We start from the raw sequence: 23,249 nt of genomic DNA on the forward strand, positions 1-23,249 counted from the left end.
AATAATATAAAGCACTTGAAATATGGTATTTATTTATATTACTAAATTTTATAAAAAAGCTTTACAATGACTTATAAATGGTCAAAATGAATAGAATAAAGGAAGTTTTAAAAGAACAAGGAAGAACGCAAACTTGGTTATCAGAAAAGATAGAAAAAAGTTATGTAATAGTAACAAACTATTGCAATAACAATGCTCAACCAAGTATAGAAGTACTTCGAAAAGTTGCAAATATATTAGACGTTGATGTTAGAGTATTATTAGTTCCTACAAAAGATAATAATCTAGAAGATGAGTGAAAAGAAAACATATATAGACCTATTTGCAGGTTGTGGCGGACTTTCACTCGGACTTTATAATTCTGGCTTATGGAAAGGATTATTTGCAATTGAAAAAAGTCCTGACGCATTTGAAACTTTTAACCATAATTTAATTGAAAATAATAATCATTTCGATTGGCCAAATTGGTTACCAAAATCCAACCACGATATTAATGCAATAATCAAAAACTATCCTAATGAGCTCAAATCATTAAGAGGTAAAATTGATATGGTCGCTGGCGGACCACCTTGTCAAGGTTTTTCTACGGCTGGAAAAAGAAATGAGAATGATTTACGAAATAAATTAATTAAATCATACATAAGATTTATTCGTCAAGTACAACCAAAAGTTATCTTTTTTGAAAATGTAAAAGGTTTTACTCAAAAGTTTGATAAAAATAAAATCCAAGGAAAAGTGTATTCTGAATATGTAAAGAGTGCACTAGAATATACTCCAAAAGACGGAAAATATTTAGGCTACAAGGTAGAAGGTCGTCTAGTTGATTTTTCAGAATATGGTGTTCCGCAAAAAAGAACACGTTTCATTTTAGTAGGAATTAGAAAAGATATCGCAAATAATACAAAACCGACAGATTTTTTTGATTCAATAAGAAGCGAAAGAGAAAAATTCCTAGTAAACAAAGGTATTGGTCTAACAAATAGCTTGGAGGATGCAATATCCGATTTATTAAGAATTAATGAAACAATATCACCTGATACAGCTTCTTTTAAGGCAGGTTTATACAACAAACCTAAATCAGAATATCAAAAATTATTAAAAGGAAACTATTCAGAAAAAATCCCTGATAGCCATAGATTTGCAAAACACAATCCTTCTACAATTGAAAAGTTTGAATATATACTTGAAAATGCAGATAAAAACAAAACACTATCAGACGAAATAAAAGAAAGGTTTAATCTTAAAAAAAGAACTATAATTCCATTATCTGGAACTACTCCTACTCCAACCATTACAACTTTACCAGATGATTATGTGCATTATTGTGAACCTAGAATTTTTACAGTTCGAGAGTATGCAAGAATACAATCATTCAACGATTGGTACGAGTTTAAAGGTAAATACACAACTGGTGGAAAAAGAAGAACACAGGAGGTTCCTCGTTATTCACAAATAGGCAATGCGATACCACCTCTTTTTGGAGAACAAAGCGGATTGGTTTTAAACAAACTAATTAGCAAATGACAAATCCAAACGAATTACATTTTAAAACAAATGTTCAGTTAAAAAGTATAATTGGTAAAGATCTTATCAATGATGACAACATTGCAATTCTTGAATTGGTGAAAAATTCTTTTGATGCAGATGCAAAAAGAGTTAATGTAACTTATTTCAACCTTAAGGATAATGATGATGAACTTATTCAATCATTTTCGGAAAAAACATCAAGATTAGTTATTCAAGATGATGGTTTAGGAATGGATTTAGAGGACATTCAAGATAAATGGTTGAACATAGCTTATTCTGAAAAAAAATCAAACAAGACACAGCATAATAGAAGAATGGCTGGAGCCAAAGGAGTTGGAAGGTTTTCTTGCGATCGTCTTGGCGAATATCTAAATCTATATGCAAAAACAAAAGATGATAAAAAATATGTAAAACTTAGTATAGATTGGAAGCTTTTCGAAATTGAAGATGAAAAAAAGGAAATTCAATCTATACCCTTAAAGTTTGAGTACCTATCAAAAAATGAAATTGAAAATCTTGGTTTCAAAGCCTTTGAAAATGGTGTGCTACTGGAGGTTATAAAACTAAGAAGTTCTTGGGCTTATCCAATTAAAGACAAAAGCGGAAATACCATAAAATGGGATACAGAAAAATTCGTTGATTTAAAAAAATATTTAGAAAAACTAATCAATCCTAATCAAGCATTTCAAGATGATGATTTCGGCATTTATATCAGTACACCTGAGTTTATTAAAGAGAACGACTTAAGAAATGAGTATGAAAAATTCATTGGTAAAGTAGAGAATCGAATTTTCGATAAATTGGACTTCAAGTCAACTAGTATTGAAACTAGAACTCAAGATGGAGGTAAAATTATCTATACAGAACTTAAAGATAAAGGTGATACGATTTTTTGGCTAAAGGAGAGAAATCCGTATTATCCGTCAATTAAGAATGTAAAGATTTCCATCTATTACTTAAATCCATACGCTAAAGCCTTTTTCACAAAACAAACTGGAATACAATCAGTTAACTATGGGTCTATATTTTTGTTTATTAATGGATTTAGAATTTCCCCATATGGAGAGGTAGGTAATGATTGGCTCGGATTAGATCAAAGAAAAGCACAAAAAACAAGAAGCTTTCTGGGTCTTAGAGATATCATTGGTCAAATTGAAATTCTTGATGAGCTAAATGATTTTCAAATCATATCCAGTAGAGAAGGAATTGTAAGAAATGATAATTACAAAGATTTAACTAATTCAGAAAGAAACGATAGTTTCTATTATAAAGCACATAGAAGACTTGAAAGATATGTAGTAGAAGGACTTAATTGGGATAGCTCTATTTATGACAATAAAGATCCTCAGTTTAAAGAAATTGAACAAAAAATCATTTCGGGAAAAGCGAAAGAAAATGAATTGATTTTTCGTGAAGATGACCAGACAAAACAAAAAAGAACATATAGTGCGATACATTCAATTATATCTGCTAGAGTTAATGACGTAATAGAATTATATATTAATGAAAATTTAATTACACAAAAGATTGAAGAAGAAAGGCAAAAGTCCGAAAGAGAATTTCAACAGTTAATTGAAGATTTCGATAATAAAAAAATTGACTCAGAAACTTTGGGTCGAATTTTACAACGTAAAGCTGAACAAAATGCAGAATTAGAAAAACAACTCAAGGAGTTTTCTAGATATTCAACCAATGAAGCTACTACAAAGGCAATTCTAGAGTTACAGAATTACAAAAAAACCGTTGAAGAACAAACTATTCTAATAGAAAAACTTCAATATGAATTAGATGATTTAAAAAATCAAAAACAGAGTGCTGAAAAGACTGCTAAACAATATAAAGATAAAGCTGATAAAGCTGAAGTAGATTTATCAATTGAAAAAGAAAAAAACCTATACCTTCTTGCAACAAGAAGAACTCTAAGTCCAGATGCAGATGGACTAATTCATACCATAAAAATTAATAATATCGAAATAAGAGATGGTATTGAGAATGTAATTGACGATTTAACAGAAGATGATTTCGATATAAACAACCTAATTGAAAGACTAGGTTTTTTAAAACTCAATGCCGAACGCTCATTAAAAATGTCCGAGTTTGTTACTAGATCAGACCTTAAAGAAGATATCGAAAAAAAAGACGTTGATTTAGTATCATATATTCAGGAATATATTTCATTATATGGAGAAACATTTTCTGATAAGATATCATTTGAATTTAAAGTTAATAACTCATATCTAAACAAAAATATTAGTGTTTTGAATTTATCAATCATACTTGATAATCTAATAAGCAATTCTATCAAATGGGGAGCAGAAAATATTCTGATTGAGTTTAACAACACAAGCGATAAACAATTAGAATTTGTTTTTTCGGATGATGGTGATGGTTTATCTAATAAATTTTTAGACAAACACGAACGCATTTTTGAGCTTTCTGTACGTGACATTCCTTCAAACGGTATGAATGGGTCTGGTATAGGATTATTTTACACAAAGAATCTTTTAAATGATATGAATTGTGAAATCGACTTTATAGGTAATAACTTAAAATTATCTGGAGCATCTTTTAAACTTATTTTCAATACAATATGAGTGTAGTACGGTTATTATACATAGATGATAATAAGATAAATTCTCAAATAGATAATCTAAGGAAAAAACTAAAAAATGTTGGTTTTGACCTTGATGAAACTTTTTTGGATTTAAGTAACGATCATTATAAGAAAAGAGATGAATCTACTGGAAAAGTGATATTAGATAAGTCCAAAATTCAATCTTATGTTAATGACAATTATATGAATGATAATTTTGATATAGTTGCTTCAGATTATGATTTTAAAGACCCAAATTTAGATGGATTCGAATTACTTAAATGGATTAAAAACGAATGTACTTCAAAAAAATATAGATTAAGACGAGCAAAGTTTTGTCTTTACTCATCTGAACAGGATAAAGTTGCAAAAACATTTGATACTCCAAAAAAAGTAAAAAGCTTGATAAAGCTAAAAATTGATGAATTTATAGATAGGGATAGGATACCTGAAGAGTTAACAAAACTGACTGTTGCCCCTAAAGAAGTATATAAGCATAAAGATCACCTGATTAAATTTTTAGAAAAATACCCAGACTTAGTTTTTAACAGTGTCTATCCAAAGTTTAAAGGAAAAAAACTTTCAGACATAGCACACGAAATTGATAAAGATTTACCGAACGGCATTGATTTCCAGAAAAATTTGGTTGAACTAACTATAGCTCATTTAGTTGACTTAAATAAATTCGAGGATTGATGATTACAGTTATTATTTCAGTCGACCCTTCAACTAAATTTTTATTTGACATTGTAAAAAGTTTAAAATCTAATTCTATCGAATTTGAATTGATTGAAGTTCATCCTAGAGAAGAATCTTACAATAACTGTCTTGATTCAATAGCTAAAATTCCAGAAAACAGTACCATTTTATTTTTAGGTCACGGTCAAGATAACCAGATTTATGGTGGTGAATCACTTGATGACTTCCCAAAACAACCTTTAGTAAAAAGAAATGAAATGGGCATTTTTAAAAAACAAAATTTATTTTTACTTGCTTGTGATTCAGCTAATTTAATAAAAAGCTCATTCCGAATTGCTAAAACTAATAAAGCTATAGGATTTGGTCCTTTACCAACAGAAATTGAAGAGGTTCAAAATGATAAAAAACTTGCTAAAGAAGGAATTACATTAGACACTATTGAGCTCTTTAAACAAGCGATTAATGAGACTGTTACATTAAGTTTACTAGAATTCTTTAAAGATGAATCTAAAGACTTTATATTTTTAAAGGATTATTTAAACTTACACTTGAATAAAAGAATCAATAAAGCAATTCTTGAAGAAGATAATAGGAATTTAGCCGATTTATTATTCAATATGAAAAATGATATGGTTATATACTGAGCCAACGTTAAAAGCCATACACATTTGCAATTCACACTAGCCAACGCTACACCAGAAATTGCAAAAGAGTATGTCTTTTGCCAACGCTAGCAAGTTTGCGGAAAGAAAAGCCAGCCAGGTAACAATGTATAAAAAACATAGGGCGCTTGTACTAAACCAAAAGGTCTGTGCATTTTAACAAAGTCCGCTAAATATAAAATTTGACGTTTATAGTAGAAAAGATAAAAGCAAAATATTTATATTTAGCTAAGTAATAAACCGAAACAAAAGTGCTTATCACCTGTCCTACGTTTCTTATACTGAACGTTGTAAACAATTAAAACCAAGCATAAATGTCAGTACCTATAATATTAGATAAATCAACTTTTCAAGGTCTAAATTATGGCAACATCATTGAATTACATCGATACTACAAAGTAAATATAACACCACTAATAGTTTAGGAAATTTTAGGGGATTTGTCTAAAGAGGAAAAGGCTGGAAGAAAAACACCTAAAGAAGAAGTAATCAATTTATCTAAAAAGTTGTTTCCATATAACTCTTATGTAAATATGCCTTGCAAACTTATAATAGAAAACTCATTTCTTGGAAAGTTTGTAGATAGCGAAAATAGACCATTCTTAATTGCTAATGAATCGATAAAAACAAAAGGTAAAAAAGGATTAATTTTTAAAGAAACTGAAGAAGAAAAATCCATAAAACGCTGGAAAATAGGAGAATTTGATTCTATTGATGAAATAACTTCAACTTTATGGAGAAAAGAATCTAAAAATGAAAATGTAATTAAAGAGTTTAAAAATAAATTTGAACACTTATCTAATATAAAAGTTACAAATACAAAAGCAACAAATCCTGAAAAACTTGAAGAATTAAAAGAAAAATTTTTTGAGCGAATAAATATTGAAATGGAAGAAGAGGATTCTCTTATCCGAATGCTTGACTATTTTGAAATAGAAGAAAATAAAAAAGCAGAAATTATAGAAAGATATAAGAATGGAAATACATACCAATTAGAAGAATTTGCAAGTTATGCGTATTACTGTTATTCAGTTGTATCAATGTTTTACATTGGAATGAACAATGGTATCTTTGGAGATAGACTAACTAATCTGTTAGACCTTGAATATTTATTTTACGCCCCATTCGCCAAAGTTTTTACATCTAATGATAAATTCTTAATTTCCTTATACAATACAATACAACCAAAAAATGTAGTTTTTATATCACTGGAGTCCTTAAAATCTGATTTAAAAAAGTTTGAAAAAATTAATACACCTGAAAACTTTGCTAAAGTTCCTCCTGATAAAAACACCGAAACTTTTAAAATTTGGGATAGCACATTTGATTTAGAACTAACAGAGCGTCTGAAACCAACTGAAAAAGAATTAAAAAGAGCGAAAAAAGAGTTTAAAGAAATATTAAAAATGGCTGAATCTGGAGAGTCTGGAGAATTTGAAGGAGAACCTGATTTCTTGGTTAAAGAAAGTTTTATGTCTTTAGATGCCCCTTGTGTTTGTGGCAGCGGAAAAACTCTAGGAGAATGCCATTACAAAGGAAAATAACTGCTTACAACAAAGTATAAAATTAATAAGGGTTAAGTGCCAAACCCAAAGTTAGTGCATATTAACAAAGTCCGCCAAATTTACAATTTGACGGCTTAAAGAAAATTAACGGTAAAATTATAAATTTGGCTAAGTGCTAAACCGATAAGTAAGAGTGTTTTAATCCCTTACTATTCTTATACAAACCGTTAGCTAAAATTAAAAACAAGATGAAAAGAGAATTGACAATTATTCTATTAATTGGAATAGTAATTCAAAGTTGTACAAGCAATAAATATTTAAAATCTGAAAATTATCTTAATAAAACTTCTAATATTCCATTTTTTGAACCATCTGTTATTGTTTATTCAGTTGATAATTCATCTCTTAAACTAATTAGTAAATTAAAAAGCAATTATAATGATAGTTTGTCACTTGTATTAAAAAAAAAGATTTACTCTACTATTAATAGAAACAAGAGAAAATATAGAATTAATGACGAGATTATATTAAATAATGAAACTATTGAAGCTAAAGTAAGAAAAGAACTAGCAGATTTGATTTATCAATCTATGACAAAGTTATCTATTAAAAAAATTGAGTTAACTCCTACAATTGACTCAATACTAGAGTCTAAAAATCAAAGATATGCTTTAGGTATTCGAAGTTTAGGCTTCAGTTATAAAAAGGAAAGTTTTCTGAAAAAGACTTTAACTAATACAACTTCTATATTAACTTTAGGAATTGTAACTCCTCCGCCTGTAAAAGATCAACTTTCATTTTATTCAATAATAATGGATTCAAAAACAAATAGAATAACATATGCGAGAAGTACAATAGTAGATGAAAATTCACCAACAGATTTGAATGTTATTAAAAAACAATTGGATCAACTTTTTGAAGATAACACCTATGAAAAATAAAAACTTTTGCTAACACCGTGTAAAATTAATTGCTAGTTTTAGCCAATTTACGAAAGTCCTCGCGGACTTTCTATCTGTGATTTATTTGCTAACTTTAGTGCTTGAAATACGCAACTAATCTTACACAAATACGTTGTACGCAATATGAAAAACCAACGAAAATGAAAAAAATAATCTACCTCTTTCTATTAGTTTCCAATTTCGGATTTGGTCAAAATGGGTTTATTGAAATAGAAATCAAAGACTCTGTAAGAATAAAACCGATCAGTTTTGAATATAACGTTCAAATAAGTGAATCCAAATTCACTAGTTATAATGTAAAAGGAGTGATCGGTAAGGATTCTGTCAAAATAAAAATGCAAGAAAAATATAAGGAACTTGAATTATTTCTTGAAAACAAAAAGTATAAAATCCGACCGTTAAATAACTCTGAATTTCAAATTCACAATTATGCAGGATTTTGGAAATTAGGATTTGCTGTTGAATTGCAAACCTCTAAGAAGTTGGGAAAACTGACTACCGAATTGAAAACGTTGGACTTCATAACAGGTTCGATAGGAGAAATTGAATACGGAGATAGTGAATTGCATGAAAAAAGGTTGTTTTCAAAGGTTTTGGAAAAAGCGAAAAGAAAAGGACAAATGATTGCTGGGCTTACTGGACAAAAATTAGGTAGGATTGTTGAATTGAGAGAAGGAAAAGAAGCTGAAAATATAAGTGTCAATATCAGAGATGTTTATTTAAGCGCTCTTCAACAGAAAAATTGGGACGTTAATAAAAACATTTTATTTGGCCAGCAATGGAAAACAGTAGTGATAAAATTTAGTGCAAAATAATAATACTGGATACAACAAAGAACTGAGATAAAAACCAAACAAATTCTTCATTAAATTAATACAATATTATTCTATGCTCAAAATGCTACTACTTGGTATTTTGAGCTTTTATTTTCTGTATAATTACTACTTATTTTCACAAAACTGAAACATGGGTTTCATCATAAGTTAAACCAGATTTTACAATAGCAAAACTTTGTTTGATTAACTTATTTGAAACAGCTATTAAAGCTAGTTTTTTACTCTTCCCTTTGTTTACAATACGCTCATAAACATCTCTACATGCTTTATTGTGTTTGCATGCATTAAAGGAACATAAAAACAAAAGATTCCGTAACTTTCTATTACCAACTTTACTTATTCTACTTCGACCTCTTACACTACTCCCTGACTCTCGTATTGTAGAGGTTATACCAACATAACTACAAAGTTGTTTCGAGCTTTCAAACTTGGTAAAACCATCGGTGATTATAAGCATAAATAAAGCTGTTTTAAGTCCGATTCCTGGAATACTGGTTAATAATGTTAACTGTACTTGCTGCTCTTTTTTTACTAGAGACAATAATCTTTCTTCAATTCCTTTTAACTCTTTATCTAAATGTTTTTTATCTCTTAAATTTAACCTTTTTATTAAGTTGCTAACTTAAGACGTATATAATTTATTGCAATTTTTAGCTTATTTACGAAAGTCCATGCAGACTTTCTATCTGTGATTTATTTACATAATTGGTTGTTTAAAACACGTAACTAACCTTATACAAATCGTTGTCTACAATTTTAGAAATTTGGCTATTATACCAGTTTTTGGTATATTTGAATTAAATCAGTATTCAAATGAATAAAAACACATCAATATCTCTCGGAAATTATTTTGACCAATTTGTGCAAAGTAGCATAAGTCAAGGAAGGTTTAAAAATGTTAGCGAAGTTATTCGTGCAGGATTAAGGCTTTTAGAAGAAGAAGAAAGCAAAGTGATTGCGTTAAAAAAAGCAATTCAAGAAGGAATTGATAGCGGAATAGCTCACGACTTTGACCCTAAAGAACATCTTGAATCACTAAAAGCGAAAAAGCACTCGAATGGCTGAATATAGGTTAACGAACAAAGCCGTTGAAGACTTATCAAAGATTTGGGATTATACATTTGAGGTTTGGTCGGAAAAACAAGCTGACAAATACTATGATGAACTAATTTCTAACTGCAAAGAAATTGCTAAAAACCCTGACTTAGGAAAAAACTACGAAGGAATATCAAAGCAACTTCTCGGTATTAAAGTAAATCGGCATATAATATTCTTCAGAACGTTAAATCCTGATTATGTAGAAATAACTAGAATATTACACGCAAGAATGTATTTAAAGAAGAGAATAACGGAATAAAAACTGTATAAAATAATTTCTATAATGCATATGCACCCTGCGGGATGCAAACGCACCATACAAGAAACGTTAGGCCCAATAAACAGGGACAACTAATGATAAAGTAAAAACTCTCGTGAACATATTATAAGCTTGTTCACGAAAATTTTTAAAGTGTATTACAATTTTATTAAGTTACCAATAGTTTAAGTAGCTTTTATCGAGTCACCCCATGAAATCACTGTCCCGAGAATGTGAATTGCTAACTGATCACCATCGCATTCTGGGAACCAAGCATGGCTGAATTGATAATAATCGATTGCACTGATAGAATCGAATCCGTGAATCTTGTAGCCAGACGAATTTTGAACACAAAACCCAACCAAACCATTCTCTAATCTAATTAAACAAGAACTCGTGCCAATATCAAACCCTGTATCGAAGGATGGTACATTATCGCTAATCGTTGGGTTCGTACCAAAGAGTCTGGTTACCGTTGTATTATCTGCAATTTTATGCAATTCATTAAAAAGTTGGAGGTAGATATCTCCGTTAGGTTTTCTGTATAGTGATTGTGACATAATTATTAATTTTAAAAACTCCTACTCTATTTAAAATTGGCTTTTCGGATTCCACCTTTAAAATTAAAAATTGACAGCAGCTACTCAATCGAATATTTTTTTTTAATTACACTTCAAAAGTGAGGAAACATTAAATTTATTTTTGAAAAAATGTAATAAAGCTTAGGTTTTTGGTCATAAGAAAGATGATTAATAGTAAAAGAAAAAAAGGATCTAACAAAATATAAACGTAATAGCGATTTTATTACTTTAATCAAAGTTTTGTACATTTATCAAATGTAGTAGTAACTTGAAATATCTAAACTTTTAACCCCGCTACTATACTTATACAAACCGTAAGAGTGTATTACAAAAATTATGAAAAAGAAAAGAGCATACATCATACTATTATTACTTATACTTCCCTTTATTCTAATATTAACATCAAATTACTCTGTAGAAAATAATGCTCAAAATAAAACGTATTCTGACTCTTCTAAAATTAAAAAAAATAAAGTTGGACTTGTATTAGGTACGGCTAAGACTTTAAAAAACGGTAGGATTAATTTATATTTCAAATACAGAATTAATGCCACGGTTGAATTATACAAAAAAAATAAAATAGATTTCGTTTTAATTAGTGGTGATAACGGAAATAAAAACTATGATGAACCAACTGATTTCAAAAATGAATTAATCAAAAAAGGGATACCTGAAAATAAAATTTTCTTAGATTATGCGGGCTTTAGAACGCTTGATTCAGTTGTTAGGTCTAAAGAAATATTTGGACAGGAAAACATCACTATCATATCTCAAAAATTCCACAATGAAAGAGCAATTTATTTGGCTGAAAATAACGGAATTAATGCTATTGGTTTTAATGCCAGAGATGTTTCTGGAAAATATGGACTGAGAGTAAAAGTTCGTGAATACTTAGCTCGTACTAAAGTTTTTGTAGATATTTTGTTTCGTGTAAAACCTAAGTTTTTAGGTAAGAAAATCGAAATAAAGTAAAAACGCATTCTAACAACAACACCTATAAACAATGCAGATTTCGGTGTTTACCCCAAGGGTTTGTCTATTTTTACGAACATCGCCAAATCTTTTAATTTGGCTTTTTTAAAACGACAAAATTAAAATTAAAACAAAAGCTATTAGCTTCTGTAGACACGAAAATCTGCAGATTTTCTACACCATACTATTCATAGCTAAACATTATAAGCCATAAAAAATAAGAATGCTTAAGTTAAATCCTGTCAATTATAAAAAATAATAGTTACTAACCCTACCACTTTGCAAAGTTTTCAATTTAGTGTAAAACTTGCCAACAAATATTTGTAATCTATATCAAGTAAGAGTAAGTAAAACATAAAAATAGCTTTAAGAAACCTAATAAGGTTTGATTAAAAATGTAAAGCTATAAGAGAGAAAAATACATTTATGCTTTTTAAAAAAAGTCTTACATTTACGTTATGGACATAAAATTGGCAGAAGAAGAAAAAATTAAAATATTAAACTCTGAAGACATATACAGAATCATGCAAAAAATTCTGCTTCGAGAAAACAAAATTGATCAAAACAGAGAACATTTTTGGGTTATTGGCTTGGCAAACAATAGCCGAATTCTTTTTATAGAACTTATTAGTTTAGGAAGCATAAATAAAACCATAGCCGAACCCATGGAGGTTTTTAGTTTTGCATTGCAAAAAAGAGCTGTAAAAATAATTTTATGTCATAACCACCCAAGCGGGGAATTACAACCATCAGAAGAAGATAAAAATATTTCTGATCGATTAATTCAAGTAGGAATTATTGTAAATACCAAGGTTCTTGACCATTTAATAATATCTGACAAAAATTATTTAAGTTTTGCTGATACTGGTCTTTTAAATGAATTAAAAAAGAGCACAAAATATGTTCCTAAATATGTATTAGAACAGCAGATTAGAAAAGAAGCTGTTGAGATTGCTAATAACAAAAAAACCGTTGAAATAGCTAAAGAGTTAAAAAGAAATGGAGTTGATAATGAAACAATTGCATTATCAACAGGTCTTTCTCTTATGGAAATTGAAAAATTAAAAGTTTTAAAAAAATAAACTTACTTTAAAAATATATTAAAGCCAAAAACTCAATTGTTTTTACAAAACAAAAATGAGCTTGATTAATTATCAAACTCATTTCTATTAATGTAGTACCTAAAATCATATTTTACTGCATTTACACACCAAAATACATAAGACTAAACAAATTAATCTAAACCTTCCATTTCTTTATCGTAAAACTCCCCTGCTTTATCCATTAAATCAGCCAATTCTGCAGTTATATCCTCTTCTTTCTCACCTGTTAAATCCTCAAACCACTCTACTTCATCATCCTTTAAATTAATTAAAAAACGTGGATATTCAGTATGTAATACAAAAATGTCTTCTGGATGTTCACTATTATCTGCTAATAAAAATTTTGGTAAATTCATGAAAATGTATTTTTTATATTTTATTCTTCTGTAGTAATTACAGAATTTGTTTTAATCAATTTTAAAGTTAATCTATTAAATCTAATAAATAATAAGATAGATGCCGTAGTTAAACCAGCCAATAAACCCAACCAAATACCAAAACTACCATAAGTTTCTTTAGTACCAAGAAAATAACTAATAGGAAAACCAATCATCCAATAAGATATAAAAGTAATAATTGTTGGAATCTTTACATCTTGTAACCCACGTAAAGCTCCTAAAACAACGACTTGAATACTATCTGATATTTGAAAAAATGCTGCTACTATTAATAAATTTGCTGCAATTTTCATTACTTCCATATTATCTGCATAATTTTCAACATCACTTAAATCTACATATAAATTAGGAAGCGATTTATTAAATAAATAAAAAAATGTTGCAAAGCCTACCGCTAAAATAATACCTAATAAAAAAATAGAAAAAGCTATTCTTCTAAGGTCAGAAAACTTTTGTAAACCCTTTTGGTTTCCTACTCTTATCATAGATGCTACGCTTAACCCCATGGCAACCATAAATGTCATTGATGATAAATTTAATGCTATTTGATTAGCTGCTTGTGCATTTTTACCTAATAAACCACTTAACCAAATAGCAGCAGTAAATATACCCACTTCAAAAAACATTTGCATAGCGCTTGGTGCTCCCAAATTAATTATTTTTCGTAGCATTAATTTATCAAGTACAAATAACTTAATATTGGTTACTAATTTTTTAGAGCGTTCTTTTCTTTTTAACATCCACCAAAGGTGTAATACCATAACGAATCGAGAAAGCAATGTTCCGTATGCTGCACCTACAATTCCCATTTCAGGAAAACCAAATTTCCCGAAAATCAACAAATAATTTAAAATAACATTTAAAACATTTGCCAAAATTGTAGCATACATAGGATAACGTGTCATCGACAAACCATCGCTAAACTGTTTAAACGCCTGAAAAATAATCATTGGTATTAAAGAAAAAGCAACTAAATCTAAATACGGAATTGCTAATTCTACAACCTCTAAAGGTTGCTTCATTAAATACATTAAAGGTTTTGAACAAAAAACCAATAAAAACATTAAAATCCCTATAGCAGTACATAAAAAAAGTCCGTGTTTAAATGTAGCTTTAGCTTCCTTAAAGTTATTAGAAGAATCTGCTTCTGCTATTAAAGGTGTAATTGCTGTTGAAAACCCTATTCCTAAAGACATTGCAATAAACATAAAGCTATTCCCCAAAGAAACAGCTGCTAACTCTGCCGTTCCTAATTGCCCTACCATAATATTATCTACAAAACTAACAAAGGTATGTCCTAACATTCCTAACATTACTGGTGCTGCTAGTTTCCAATTGTACTTAAATTCTGATGTATATTGCTGTAAATTCAAAACTTCTATTATTTCGAGATGCGAAGATAACTTTTTTAGTAGTCGACTGCGTTTATCTTCTTCATTTTTTAATTAATTTAATTACCTTTGATTTTTATAAAACAAACAGAAAATGGCTTCAATAACACTACAAGGAAATACAATAGAAACAATAGGTAACTTACCAGAATTAGGTAGTAAAGCAATCGACTTTTCTTTAGTCGCAACCGATTTATCAATTAAAAAACTAGCTGATTTTTCAGGTAGCCGATTAATATTAAACATTTTCCCTAGTGTTGATACTGGTACTTGCGCTACTTCAGTTAGAGAGTTTAACAAAAAAGTTGCTGATTTAGATAATACAAAAGTTTTATGTATTTCTAGAGATTTACCATTCGCGCAAGGGCGTTTTTGTGGAGCTGAAGGTATTGAAAATGTTGTAATGTTATCTGATTTTTCAGCAGGTAAGTTTGGTAAAGATTATGGTTTAGAGGTTAAAAATGGACCTTTAGCAACTTTACATTCACGTTGTATTGTTATAATTAACGAAGAAGGAACTATTACCTATACTGAACAAGTAAATGAAATTGTTGACGAACCAAATTACGAAGCTGCTTTAAAAACTTTATAATACTTTATGAAAAATCCCAATGATGGTTTTATCAGAGGAAGGTTGCGTAGTATAACGTTTGCTTTAAAAGGAATGTGGTTATTAATAACTACTGAAGATAGCATTAAAGCGCAACTTTTTTTTGGTTTAATGGCTACATTTTTAGGTTTTTATTTTAATATTTCAATGACTGAATGGATGATTCAATGTATGCTTATTGGCATGATTTTGGTTGCCGAAGCTTTAAATACCGCAATTGAAAAAGTAGCTGACTTTATACATCCTGATTATCATGAAAAAATAGGTTTCATAAAAGATATAGCTGCTGGAGGCCCTGCCTTTGCAGCCCTAGCATCATTGATTATTGCGGGTATAATTTATATTCCTAAAATAATAGCTATATTGTAACGTTCAATATTTTTCTAATATAAATACATGGCAAAAAAAAAGATAACAACTCAAAAGAAACAACCTATAAATAATTCAATTAAAAAAGTTTCTTCTTTTTTTTCATACAGACATAATCAAACCATTTTAGGAGCATTTTTAGTGCTTTTTTCGATATTTTTAACAATTGCATTTATCTCTTTTTTCTTTTCATGGCAAGAAGATCAAAGTGCATTATCACAATTTTATAATAGAGCAATTCCTACTAAAAATTTACTAGGAAAAATAGGTGCAAAACTAAGTAACTTCTTTATTTTTAAAGGGTTCGGTTTTGGCGCCTTTGTTTTGCCTTTTATCTTATTTTTAACAGGATCTAGAATATTATTACACACAAATTTAAAAAGAATAATAATTTCTTGGAATTGGGGGTTATTAACAATGCTATGGTTTTCTACAGCTTTAGGCTTTATTGAGAAAAAAAATGCCCTTTTATCAGGTATTATTGGTTTTGAACTTAACGAATATCTACAAACTTTTTTAGGAAAAACAGGGTTAATTATTTTATTAGTTTTCTTTTTAATTGCATATCTAATTATTCGATTTAGTATTACTCCTGAAGAAATTAACGAAAAGATAAAAAAATCTAAAGAAAAAGAAGCCGCAGCTAATGCTTCTAAATATGAAGCGATAAAACAAGCTTCTAAAGATACAAATACTGTAAACGACGGTGAAAAAAAATTAGATAATGAAAAAACTAATTTTGAAAAATCTGTTGAAGATTTACAACCAACCATTACAAAACATTCTGAAGTAAGCACTTCTACCGATATTAAAAAAGAAGAAATAACTTTAGAAGTAAGCCAAAAAGAAGAACCTTCTATAAAAATTTCAGAAGAAACAATAAAAGAAGTTGAAATTGCTATTGAAAAAAGTTCGGAAGAAAAAAGTGTTACCGAAAACTTATCGGATCAATTAGTAAAAGATTTTGGAGAGTTTGACCCTACTTTAGATTTAGGCAACTTTAAATTTCCAACATTTAACTTATTAAAAGAATATAACGAAACAATTTCTATAGATCCAGAAGAACTTGAGGCTAATAAAAACCGAATTGTAGAAACTCTTAAAAACTATAAAATTGGTATTGCTCAAATTAAAGCAACTGTAGGGCCAACAATTACATTATATGAAATTGTACCTGAAGCTGGAATTAGAATTTCTAAAATTAAAAACCTAGAAGATGATATTGCCCTATCACTTTCGGCATTAGGTATTCGTATTATTGCCCCTATTCCTGGAAAAGGAACTATTGGTATTGAAGTTCCAAATAAAAAATCGACCATTGTATCAATGCATTCTGTTATTTCTTCTAAGAAATTTCAAGAATCTCAAATGGAATTACCAATTGCTTTAGGTAAAACTATTTCTAACGAAACCTTTGTTGTTGATTTAGCAAAAATGCCTCACTTACTAATGGCAGGTGCAACTGGGCAAGGTAAATCTGTAGGATTAAATGCTGTATTAACATCATTACTGTACAAAAAACACCCTGCCGAAGTTAAATTTGTTTTAGTTGATCCTAAAAAAGTTGAACTTACATTATTTAATAAAATTGAACGCCATTATTTAGCTAAATTACCAGACAGTGAAGATGCTATTATTACAGATACAACCAAAGTTGTAAATACACTAAACTCTTTGTGTATAGAAATGGATAATCGTTACGACATGCTTAAAAACGCAATGGTTCGTAATATTAAAGAATACAACACCAAATTTAAAACAAGAAAATTAAATCCTGAAAACGGGCATAAATTCTTACCCTATATTGTTTTAGTTATTGATGAATTTGCTGATTTAATAATGACAGCAGGTAAAGAAGTAGAAACTCCTATTGCTCGTTTAGCTCAATTAGCACGTGCCATTGGTATTCATTTAATTGTAGCTACTCAAAGACCTTCTGTAAATGTAATTACAGGTATAATCAAGGCGAATTTCCCTGCACGAATTGCCTTTAGGGTAACTTCAAAAATTGATTCTAGAACCATTTTAGATGCTGGTGGAGCAGATCAATTAATTGGTCGTGGAGATATGCTATATACTGCTGGGAATGATTTAGACAGAATTCAATGTGCTTTTGTTGATACTCCTGAAGTAGAAAAAATAACCGATTTTATTGGTTCACAACGTGCTTATCCTGAAGCTCATCTATTACCAGAATATGTTGGTGAAGAAGGTGGCACAAATGTTGATATAGACATTGCAGACAGAGATAAATTGTTTAAAAATGCTGCTGAAGTTATTGTTACTGCACAACAAGGTTCGGCATCGTTATTGCAACGTAAATTAAAGTTAGGCTACAATAGAGCTGGTAGATTAATTGATCAACTAGAAGCTGCAGGTATTGTAGGTCCTTTTGAAGGAAGTAAAGCAAGACAAGTATTAGTTCCTGATTTTGTTGCTCTTGAACAATTATTAGAAAATGAAAAAAAATAACAATCATAAAAATTTCCAAAACGGAAGAAAATAAAATGAAAAAAATAAGATTATTATTTATCGGATTATTTATTAGTTTAAACATGGTAGCTCAAAGTTCTTCTTCTGAAGCTAAAAAATTATTAGACGAAGTATCTAGTAAAATGGGAGCTTATAATAATATGGTTATCGGGTTTAACTCCTCTTTAATCAATAAAGAAGCTGGTATTACAAACGACCCACCAATACGAGGAGAGATTACTCTTTCTGGTGAAAAATACAATTTAGATTACTTAGGTAATAATTTTGTTTTTGATGGAAGTAAACTAGTTATTATTAATCAAGAAGAAAAAGAAGTTACCATTTCAAATGGAGATTTAGAAGAAGAAGATGGGTTTATTTATCCTTCTAAATTATTAACTTTTTATAAAGAGGGTTACATCTTCTCAATGGGAAAGTTAAAAAACAATAATGGTCGCAAAGTTCAATTTGTAGATTTAACACCTATTGATAGTAATTCAGATATTATTAAAGTTCAATTAGGTATTGATGCTAAAACTAAACATATTTATAAATTAGTTCAAATAGGATCTAACGGAGCCGAAACTACTTTTACAATAACTAGATTTAAAAGTAATCAGCCTATATCTAAAAATTTATTTTTATTCGATAAAAGCAAATACACAAAACAAGGCTATTTTATCGATTAATTTTATAAAATCAAGTTTTGTTAATGACTTTTTATATCATTAACAAAACTTTTGTTTTTTTATTCATCTAACCTACTACCTTTGCTTCTGTGAAAACATTAGACAAATATATTTTAAAAAGCTTCTTACGACCTTTTTTTGCGACATTCTTAATTATACTATTCGTTTTAGTAATGCAAGTTTTATGGCTTGCTTTTGATAATTTTGCGGGTAAAGGAATTAGTTTCCTAATTATTCTAAAGTTTCTTTGGTATACAACACTTCTTGTAGTACCACAGGCACTACCTATTGGTGTTTTACTTTCTTCTATTATGACATTAGGAAGTTTATCTGAAAACTATGAATTTGCAGCAACAAAATCAGCAGGTATTTCATTACCTAGAATAGTTAGACCTTTAATCATTTTAACCTTACTTTTTAGTGTTATAAATTTTGTTTTTTTAAACAATGTGTACCCTTATGCAATGTTAAAACAATTAAACATGAAGGTTAACATAAAAAACAAACAACCTGCTATTGCTTTAGTCGCTGGAAGTTTTAATGCTGACATTCCTAATTTTCAAATTAAATTTGATGAAAAATATGGCGAAGATGATAACCTTTTAAAGAGAGTTATTATTTATGATCTATCAGCAAAAAAAGGGAACAACAAAATTATAACGGCAGAAAAAGGAAAAATATTCTCTGAAGAGGGTAGTAAATATATGACCTTAATTTTAGAAGATGGTTATTACTTTGAGCATCATATTAAGAATGGAGTACCATATAAAGAAAAGTTAAAAATGCCAGCTTCCCATGCTTATTTTGATGAATATACTATTAACATCGATATATCTTCAATTAGTGATGATGACTTAGGAAAAGAAAGGTACAAAACACAATACAACATGTTAAGTTTGGGACAGTTAAAAGATACGATACCAACCATGAAAAAAAATTACGATATTTTTCTTTCGAGCAGGGCTAAAAATTTGTTTTTAAATATCGATATACAAAATTTACATTCTTATCCAGATTCATTAATTAACAAAAAACTTTTACCTAATATTCTTGAAAATTTTGACATTTCAGAACAACAAAATATTATGAATGTGGCTAGTTCTAAAATTAAACGTACTATAAATAATAATAAATCAAACAAGGAATCTTTAAAAAGAAAAAGGAAATATCTTAACTTATACGATGTAGAGTTTTTTAACAGAATTGCTTTTTCTTTTTCTTGTTTACTGCTCTTTTTTATAGGTGCACCATTAGGCTCTATCATAAGAAAAGGAGGTATGGGACTGCCAATGATTTTAGCTATTTGTATATATGTACTCTACTTTTTCACGAACACTTTTGGTAAAAACCTAGCAGAACAAAGCTCTGTGACAGCTGTAACAGGCGCTTGGCTAAGTGTATTATTAATGCTACCTTTGGCTCTAACATTAACCTTTAGAGCAAGTAAAGACAAAGGTTTATTTGATATTAAAGGTTTTATTGCTACACTTGGTAATTTATTTAAAAACATATTCTCTAAAAAGAGAAAACAACATAACTAATGACAACACAAACATCAGCTAAAACTCAATTAAACACTATTGAAGAAGCTATACAAGATATTAAGGACGGAAAAGTTATTATTGTAGTAGATGATGAAGATCGTGAAAACGAAGGTGATTTTTTAGCTGCTGCAGAAATGGTTACTCCAGAAATGGTAAACTTTATGGCTACTCATGGTAGAGGTTTAATATGTACACCTCTTACTGAAAACCGTTGTAAAGAACTAGAGTTAAACATGATGGTTAACAATAACACCGACCCTATGGAAACTGCTTTTACGGTTTCTGTAGATTTACGAGGTAAAGGTGTAACCACAGGTATCTCTGCTTCAGATAGATCTAAAACGATTAAGGCCTTAATGGATCCAGAAACAAAACCTTTTGATCTTGCACGTCCTGGACATATCTTTCCTTTAAGAGCAAAAAATGGTGGTGTTTTAAGAAGAACAGGGCATACCGAAGCTGCTATTGATTTTGCTCGTTTAGCTGGCTTACAACCAGCCGGAGTTATCGTAGAGATAATGAACGAAGATGGTACCATGGCTCGTTTACCTCAGTTATTAGAGGTGGCAAAGAAATTTGATTTAAAAATTGTTTCTATTGAAGACTTAGTTGCTTACAGAATGGAACATGATTCTTTAATTGAAAAGAAAGAAGATTTTAATATTGAAACTCGTTTTGGTGACTTTCGATTAAGGGCTTATCAACAAACTACTAATAAACAAATTCATATCGCTTTAACTAAAGGAAGCTGGACAAAGAGTGATCCTATTTTAACTAGAATAAATTCAACCTTAGTTAATAATGATATTCTTGGTACTTTAACTAACAATGCTGATAAAAAACTTGATCAAATGTTTAGCGTTATTAATAAAGAAGGTAAAGGCGCTATTCTTTTTATTAACCAACAAAGTCAAGCTTTAAATTTATTAAACAGATTACGTGGTTTAAAAGAAAACCAAACAAATGGAGAAATGAAAGCTCCCAATGTTATCATGGATAATAAAGATTTTGGTATTGGTGCCCAAATATTACACGACTTACATATACATAAACTTAAATTAGTTTCTAACACCAAACAAACCAAACGTGTTGGTATGATTGGTTATGGTTTGGAAATAGTTGACTATGTAAATTACTAGAATCGTTAATACATCATAAAAAAAGCAAGCTTAGTAAGCTTGCTTTTTTTATGATGTATTATTATACCAATTCGGGCATAATATAATTGGTACTACTTATAAAATACTCATTAATGATTTAACCTCATTAAATTCATTTACAATTTCCGCTACAACGTCTTTGGCTGATTTTATTTCATGAATGATTCCTGCTACCTGTCCTATTTCGAGCTCACCTTCATCTAAATCTCCTTCAAACATTCCCTTTTTAGCTCTTGCACGACCTAATAATTCTTTTATATCTTCTATTGATGGATTTTTTTGATATAATTCCTGAACTTCTTTATAGAATTTATTTTTAACCAAACGAACTGGTGCCAATTCTTTTAAAGTTAAATGAGTATCACCATCTTTAACATTAACAATAGTCTGTTTAAAATTATCATGCGCCGAAGACTCTAATGTAGCAGCAAAACGACTACCTATTTGTACTCCGTCGGCTCCTAAAACCATAGCCGCTAACATTCCTCTACCTGAACCAATACCTCCAGCTGAAATTACAGGAATTTTTACCTGCTCTTTTACCATTGGTATTAAAGTAAGCGTAGTAGACTCTTCACGCCCGTTATGACCTCCTGCTTCAAAACCTTCACAAACTACAGCATCTACCCCAGCTGCTTCTGATTTTAAGGCAAATTTCACAGAGCTTACTACATGTACTACTGTAATTCCTTTTTCCTTTAAAAAACTAGTCCAAGTTTTAGGGTTTCCTGCTGATGTAAAAACAATCTTTACACCTTCTTCAATAATAATATCCATTATTTTTTCAATATCTGGATACAACATTGGTACATTAACTCCAAATGGCTTACTAGTTGCTTTTTTACATTTTTGAATATGGGTACGTAAAACATCAGGGTACATTGATCCTGCACCTATTAATCCTAGTCCACCAGCATTAGAAACAGCAGAAGCTAGTTTCCAACCACTCACCCAAATCATTCCTCCTTGAATAATTGGATATTGAATATTAAATAATTTTGTAATTTTATTTTGCATTATCCTCTAAAATTTAGTGGTTGAGTAAAATTAAATGGTATTATTCTGTTTAAATGTGTGGCAGGAACCCAACCTTCGATATTTTCAAAAAAGGTAATTATTTGTTTCTTTAATTTCTTAGGAAGTTTCTCATCTATAGTAACATCCTTAATTTTCCCATCAACATCTATTACATAATAAACATTTATTTTTCCTTTAACTTTATAATTAATACTTTTTACCAACTTTTTTAATCTATCAACATATTTTTTATTATCTACTTTAAATTTTGGCTTTTTTATTTTAAAGTCATCATATTTGAACTCAATTTTATTTCCTAAAGAATTATAAAAAGAGGTTTTTAATAAAGAGTCCTTTTTAAAAACACCTTTACTTGCTAATTTACCATTATAGTGATATAACTTCCAAACACCTTCTCTCTTCCCTTCTAAATATATTCCCTCTATATTTTTATTCCCATTATCAAACCAAGTTTGTGCTCTACCATGTTTTCTCCCCTCTTTATTATAAAAATTTAGAACGTTCATTTTCCCATGTTTATTAAATGAAACCGATTCTCCTATTTTTATTTTCTTATTTGCAGACAAATAATGCGTATAATTAAAGAGTTTACCATTACGCCTATACTTTCTAACTAACCACAAAGAATCTAATTTCTTTGTAACAATCTCAAAAGACCTTGCTTTTTCTTTATCCTTTGTGATCTTTCCTTTTTTATCTAAGTAATTAACAATAGAATCTTTCTGAGAAAATCCTTGGAAACTAACGAATAGTATAAATAATAGCAATATTTTTTTCATAG

23 protein-coding genes and 1 pseudogene are annotated in these 23,249 nt (G+C 29.3%); 18 read left to right on the forward strand and 6 right to left on the reverse strand.

Going from position 1 to position 23,249, the window contains the following annotated elements; genetic code table 11:
* Positions 1-86: 86 nt before the first annotated feature.
* The 8 genes from H518_RS0113235 (at position 87) to H518_RS0113270 (ending at position 8,763) form a co-directional block, all read left to right on the forward strand.
* Positions 87-299 (forward strand): helix-turn-helix transcriptional regulator, encoded by a 213-nt coding sequence (locus H518_RS0113235; protein ID WP_043706919.1) that lies wholly within the window; start codon positions 87-89, stop codon positions 297-299.
* Complete coding sequence (locus tag H518_RS0113240; protein WP_028889510.1) at positions 292-1,524, forward strand: DNA cytosine methyltransferase; 1,233 nt, start codon at positions 292-294, stop codon at positions 1,522-1,524. The genes H518_RS0113235 and H518_RS0113240 overlap by 8 nt, the downstream gene beginning before the upstream one ends.
* The gene (locus tag H518_RS0113245; protein ID WP_028889511.1) at positions 1,521-4,121 is read left to right on the forward strand and encodes a sensor histidine kinase; all 2,601 of its coding nucleotides are present in this window, start codon (positions 1,521-1,523) and stop codon (positions 4,119-4,121) included. Before H518_RS0113240 ends, H518_RS0113245 begins: the two co-directional genes overlap by 4 nt.
* The gene (locus H518_RS0113250; protein WP_028889512.1) at positions 4,118-4,816 is read left to right on the forward strand and encodes a hypothetical protein; all 699 of its coding nucleotides are present in this window, start codon (positions 4,118-4,120) and stop codon (positions 4,814-4,816) included. The genes H518_RS0113245 and H518_RS0113250 overlap by 4 nt, the downstream gene beginning before the upstream one ends.
* Entirely contained in the window at positions 4,816-5,463 is a 648-nt protein-coding gene (locus tag H518_RS0113255) for a hypothetical protein (RefSeq protein WP_028889513.1), read from the forward strand. Before H518_RS0113250 ends, H518_RS0113255 begins: the two co-directional genes overlap by 1 nt.
* A gap of 458 nt (positions 5,464-5,921) precedes the next feature.
* On the forward strand, positions 5,922-7,025 hold the full coding sequence (locus H518_RS0113260; RefSeq protein ID WP_028889514.1) for an SEC-C metal-binding domain-containing protein: 1,104 nt from the start codon (positions 5,922-5,924) through the stop codon (positions 7,023-7,025).
* A gap of 209 nt (positions 7,026-7,234) precedes the next feature.
* Positions 7,235-7,927, forward strand: coding sequence for a hypothetical protein (locus tag H518_RS0113265; RefSeq protein WP_028889515.1), 693 nt, complete (start codon positions 7,235-7,237; stop codon positions 7,925-7,927).
* A 161-nt stretch (positions 7,928-8,088) separates the two neighbouring features.
* Positions 8,089-8,763: a hypothetical protein gene (locus tag H518_RS0113270; protein WP_155995228.1), complete on the forward strand. Its 675-nt coding sequence runs from the start codon at positions 8,089-8,091 to the stop codon at positions 8,761-8,763.
* 136 nt (positions 8,764-8,899) lie between these two features.
* Here the strand turns inward: H518_RS0113270 and H518_RS19865 are convergent.
* Positions 8,900-9,376, reverse strand: a pseudogene (locus H518_RS19865) (transposase); the annotation flags it as partial.
* 221 nt (positions 9,377-9,597) lie between these two features.
* Here H518_RS19865 and H518_RS0113280 point away from each other — a divergent pair.
* Positions 9,598-9,849 carry a type II toxin-antitoxin system ParD family antitoxin gene (locus tag H518_RS0113280; RefSeq protein ID WP_028889517.1) on the forward strand — a complete coding sequence of 84 codons (252 nt, stop codon included), beginning with the start codon at positions 9,598-9,600 and terminating at the stop codon, positions 9,847-9,849.
* A complete protein-coding gene (locus H518_RS0113285) occupies positions 9,842-10,141 on the forward strand; it encodes a type II toxin-antitoxin system RelE/ParE family toxin (RefSeq protein WP_028889518.1) in 300 nt (99 codons plus the stop codon). Before H518_RS0113280 ends, H518_RS0113285 begins: the two co-directional genes overlap by 8 nt.
* 185 nt (positions 10,142-10,326) lie before the next feature.
* Here H518_RS0113285 and H518_RS0113290 read toward each other — a convergent pair whose 3' ends face one another.
* Entirely contained in the window at positions 10,327-10,701 is a 375-nt protein-coding gene (locus H518_RS0113290) for a hypothetical protein (RefSeq protein WP_028889519.1), read from the reverse strand.
* Positions 10,702-11,058: 357 nt separating this feature from the next.
* Between H518_RS0113290 and H518_RS0113295 the strand changes: the two genes are divergently transcribed.
* Positions 11,059-11,694 (forward strand): SanA/YdcF family protein, encoded by a 636-nt coding sequence (locus H518_RS0113295; protein ID WP_028889520.1) that lies wholly within the window; start codon positions 11,059-11,061, stop codon positions 11,692-11,694.
* Positions 11,695-12,152: 458 nt separating this feature from the next.
* Positions 12,153-12,776 carry a JAB domain-containing protein gene (locus tag H518_RS0113300; protein WP_028889521.1) on the forward strand — a complete coding sequence of 208 codons (624 nt, stop codon included), beginning with the start codon at positions 12,153-12,155 and terminating at the stop codon, positions 12,774-12,776.
* A 152-nt stretch (positions 12,777-12,928) separates the two neighbouring features.
* Here the strand turns inward: H518_RS0113300 and H518_RS0113305 are convergent, their stop codons facing one another.
* Complete coding sequence (locus H518_RS0113305; protein WP_028889522.1) at positions 12,929-13,153, reverse strand: hypothetical protein; 225 nt, start codon at positions 13,151-13,153, stop codon at positions 12,929-12,931.
* Positions 13,154-13,173: 20 nt separating this feature from the next.
* Entirely contained in the window at positions 13,174-14,568 is a 1,395-nt protein-coding gene (locus H518_RS0113310) for an MATE family efflux transporter (RefSeq protein ID WP_028889523.1), read from the reverse strand.
* 112 nt (positions 14,569-14,680) lie between these two features.
* On the opposite strand from H518_RS0113310, the gene tpx reads away from it, so the two are divergent.
* The 6 genes from tpx to ribB all read left to right on the forward strand — a co-directional run bounded on the left by tpx (position 14,681) and on the right by ribB (position 21,409).
* A complete protein-coding gene (gene tpx / locus H518_RS0113315) occupies positions 14,681-15,178 on the forward strand; it encodes a thiol peroxidase (RefSeq protein ID WP_028889524.1) in 498 nt (165 codons plus the stop codon).
* Positions 15,179-15,184: 6 nt separating this feature from the next.
* Positions 15,185-15,565, forward strand: a complete 381-nt coding sequence (locus tag H518_RS0113320) for a diacylglycerol kinase family protein (protein ID WP_028889525.1) — start codon at positions 15,185-15,187, stop codon at positions 15,563-15,565.
* 27 nt (positions 15,566-15,592) lie between these two features.
* Positions 15,593-18,037, forward strand: coding sequence for an FtsK/SpoIIIE family DNA translocase (locus H518_RS0113325; protein ID WP_028889526.1), 2,445 nt, complete (start codon positions 15,593-15,595; stop codon positions 18,035-18,037).
* A gap of 35 nt (positions 18,038-18,072) precedes the next feature.
* Positions 18,073-18,726 (forward strand): LolA family protein, encoded by a 654-nt coding sequence (locus H518_RS0113330; protein WP_028889527.1) that lies wholly within the window; start codon positions 18,073-18,075, stop codon positions 18,724-18,726.
* A gap of 89 nt (positions 18,727-18,815) precedes the next feature.
* The gene (locus H518_RS0113335; protein WP_028889528.1) at positions 18,816-20,267 is read left to right on the forward strand and encodes an LptF/LptG family permease; all 1,452 of its coding nucleotides are present in this window, start codon (positions 18,816-18,818) and stop codon (positions 20,265-20,267) included.
* The gene (ribB, locus tag H518_RS0113340) at positions 20,267-21,409 is read left to right on the forward strand and encodes a 3,4-dihydroxy-2-butanone-4-phosphate synthase (protein ID WP_028889529.1); all 1,143 of its coding nucleotides are present in this window, start codon (positions 20,267-20,269) and stop codon (positions 21,407-21,409) included. Before H518_RS0113335 ends, ribB begins: the two co-directional genes overlap by 1 nt.
* Positions 21,410-21,505: 96 nt before the next feature.
* Here the strand turns inward: ribB and H518_RS0113345 are convergent, their stop codons facing one another.
* Both H518_RS0113345 and H518_RS0113350 read right to left on the reverse strand, forming a co-directional pair.
* The gene (locus H518_RS0113345; RefSeq protein WP_028889530.1) at positions 21,506-22,447 is read right to left on the reverse strand and encodes an NAD(P)H-dependent flavin oxidoreductase; all 942 of its coding nucleotides are present in this window, start codon (positions 22,445-22,447) and stop codon (positions 21,506-21,508) included.
* Complete coding sequence (locus H518_RS0113350; protein WP_028889531.1) at positions 22,447-23,247, reverse strand: toxin-antitoxin system YwqK family antitoxin; 801 nt, start codon at positions 23,245-23,247, stop codon at positions 22,447-22,449. Before H518_RS0113350 ends, H518_RS0113345 begins: the two co-directional genes overlap by 1 nt.
* Positions 23,248-23,249: the final 2 nt, after the last annotated feature.

The organism is Tenacibaculum ovolyticum DSM 18103, assembly GCF_000430545.1.
GTDB classification, from domain to species: Bacteria; Bacteroidota; Bacteroidia; order Flavobacteriales; family Flavobacteriaceae; genus Polaribacter; species Polaribacter ovolyticus.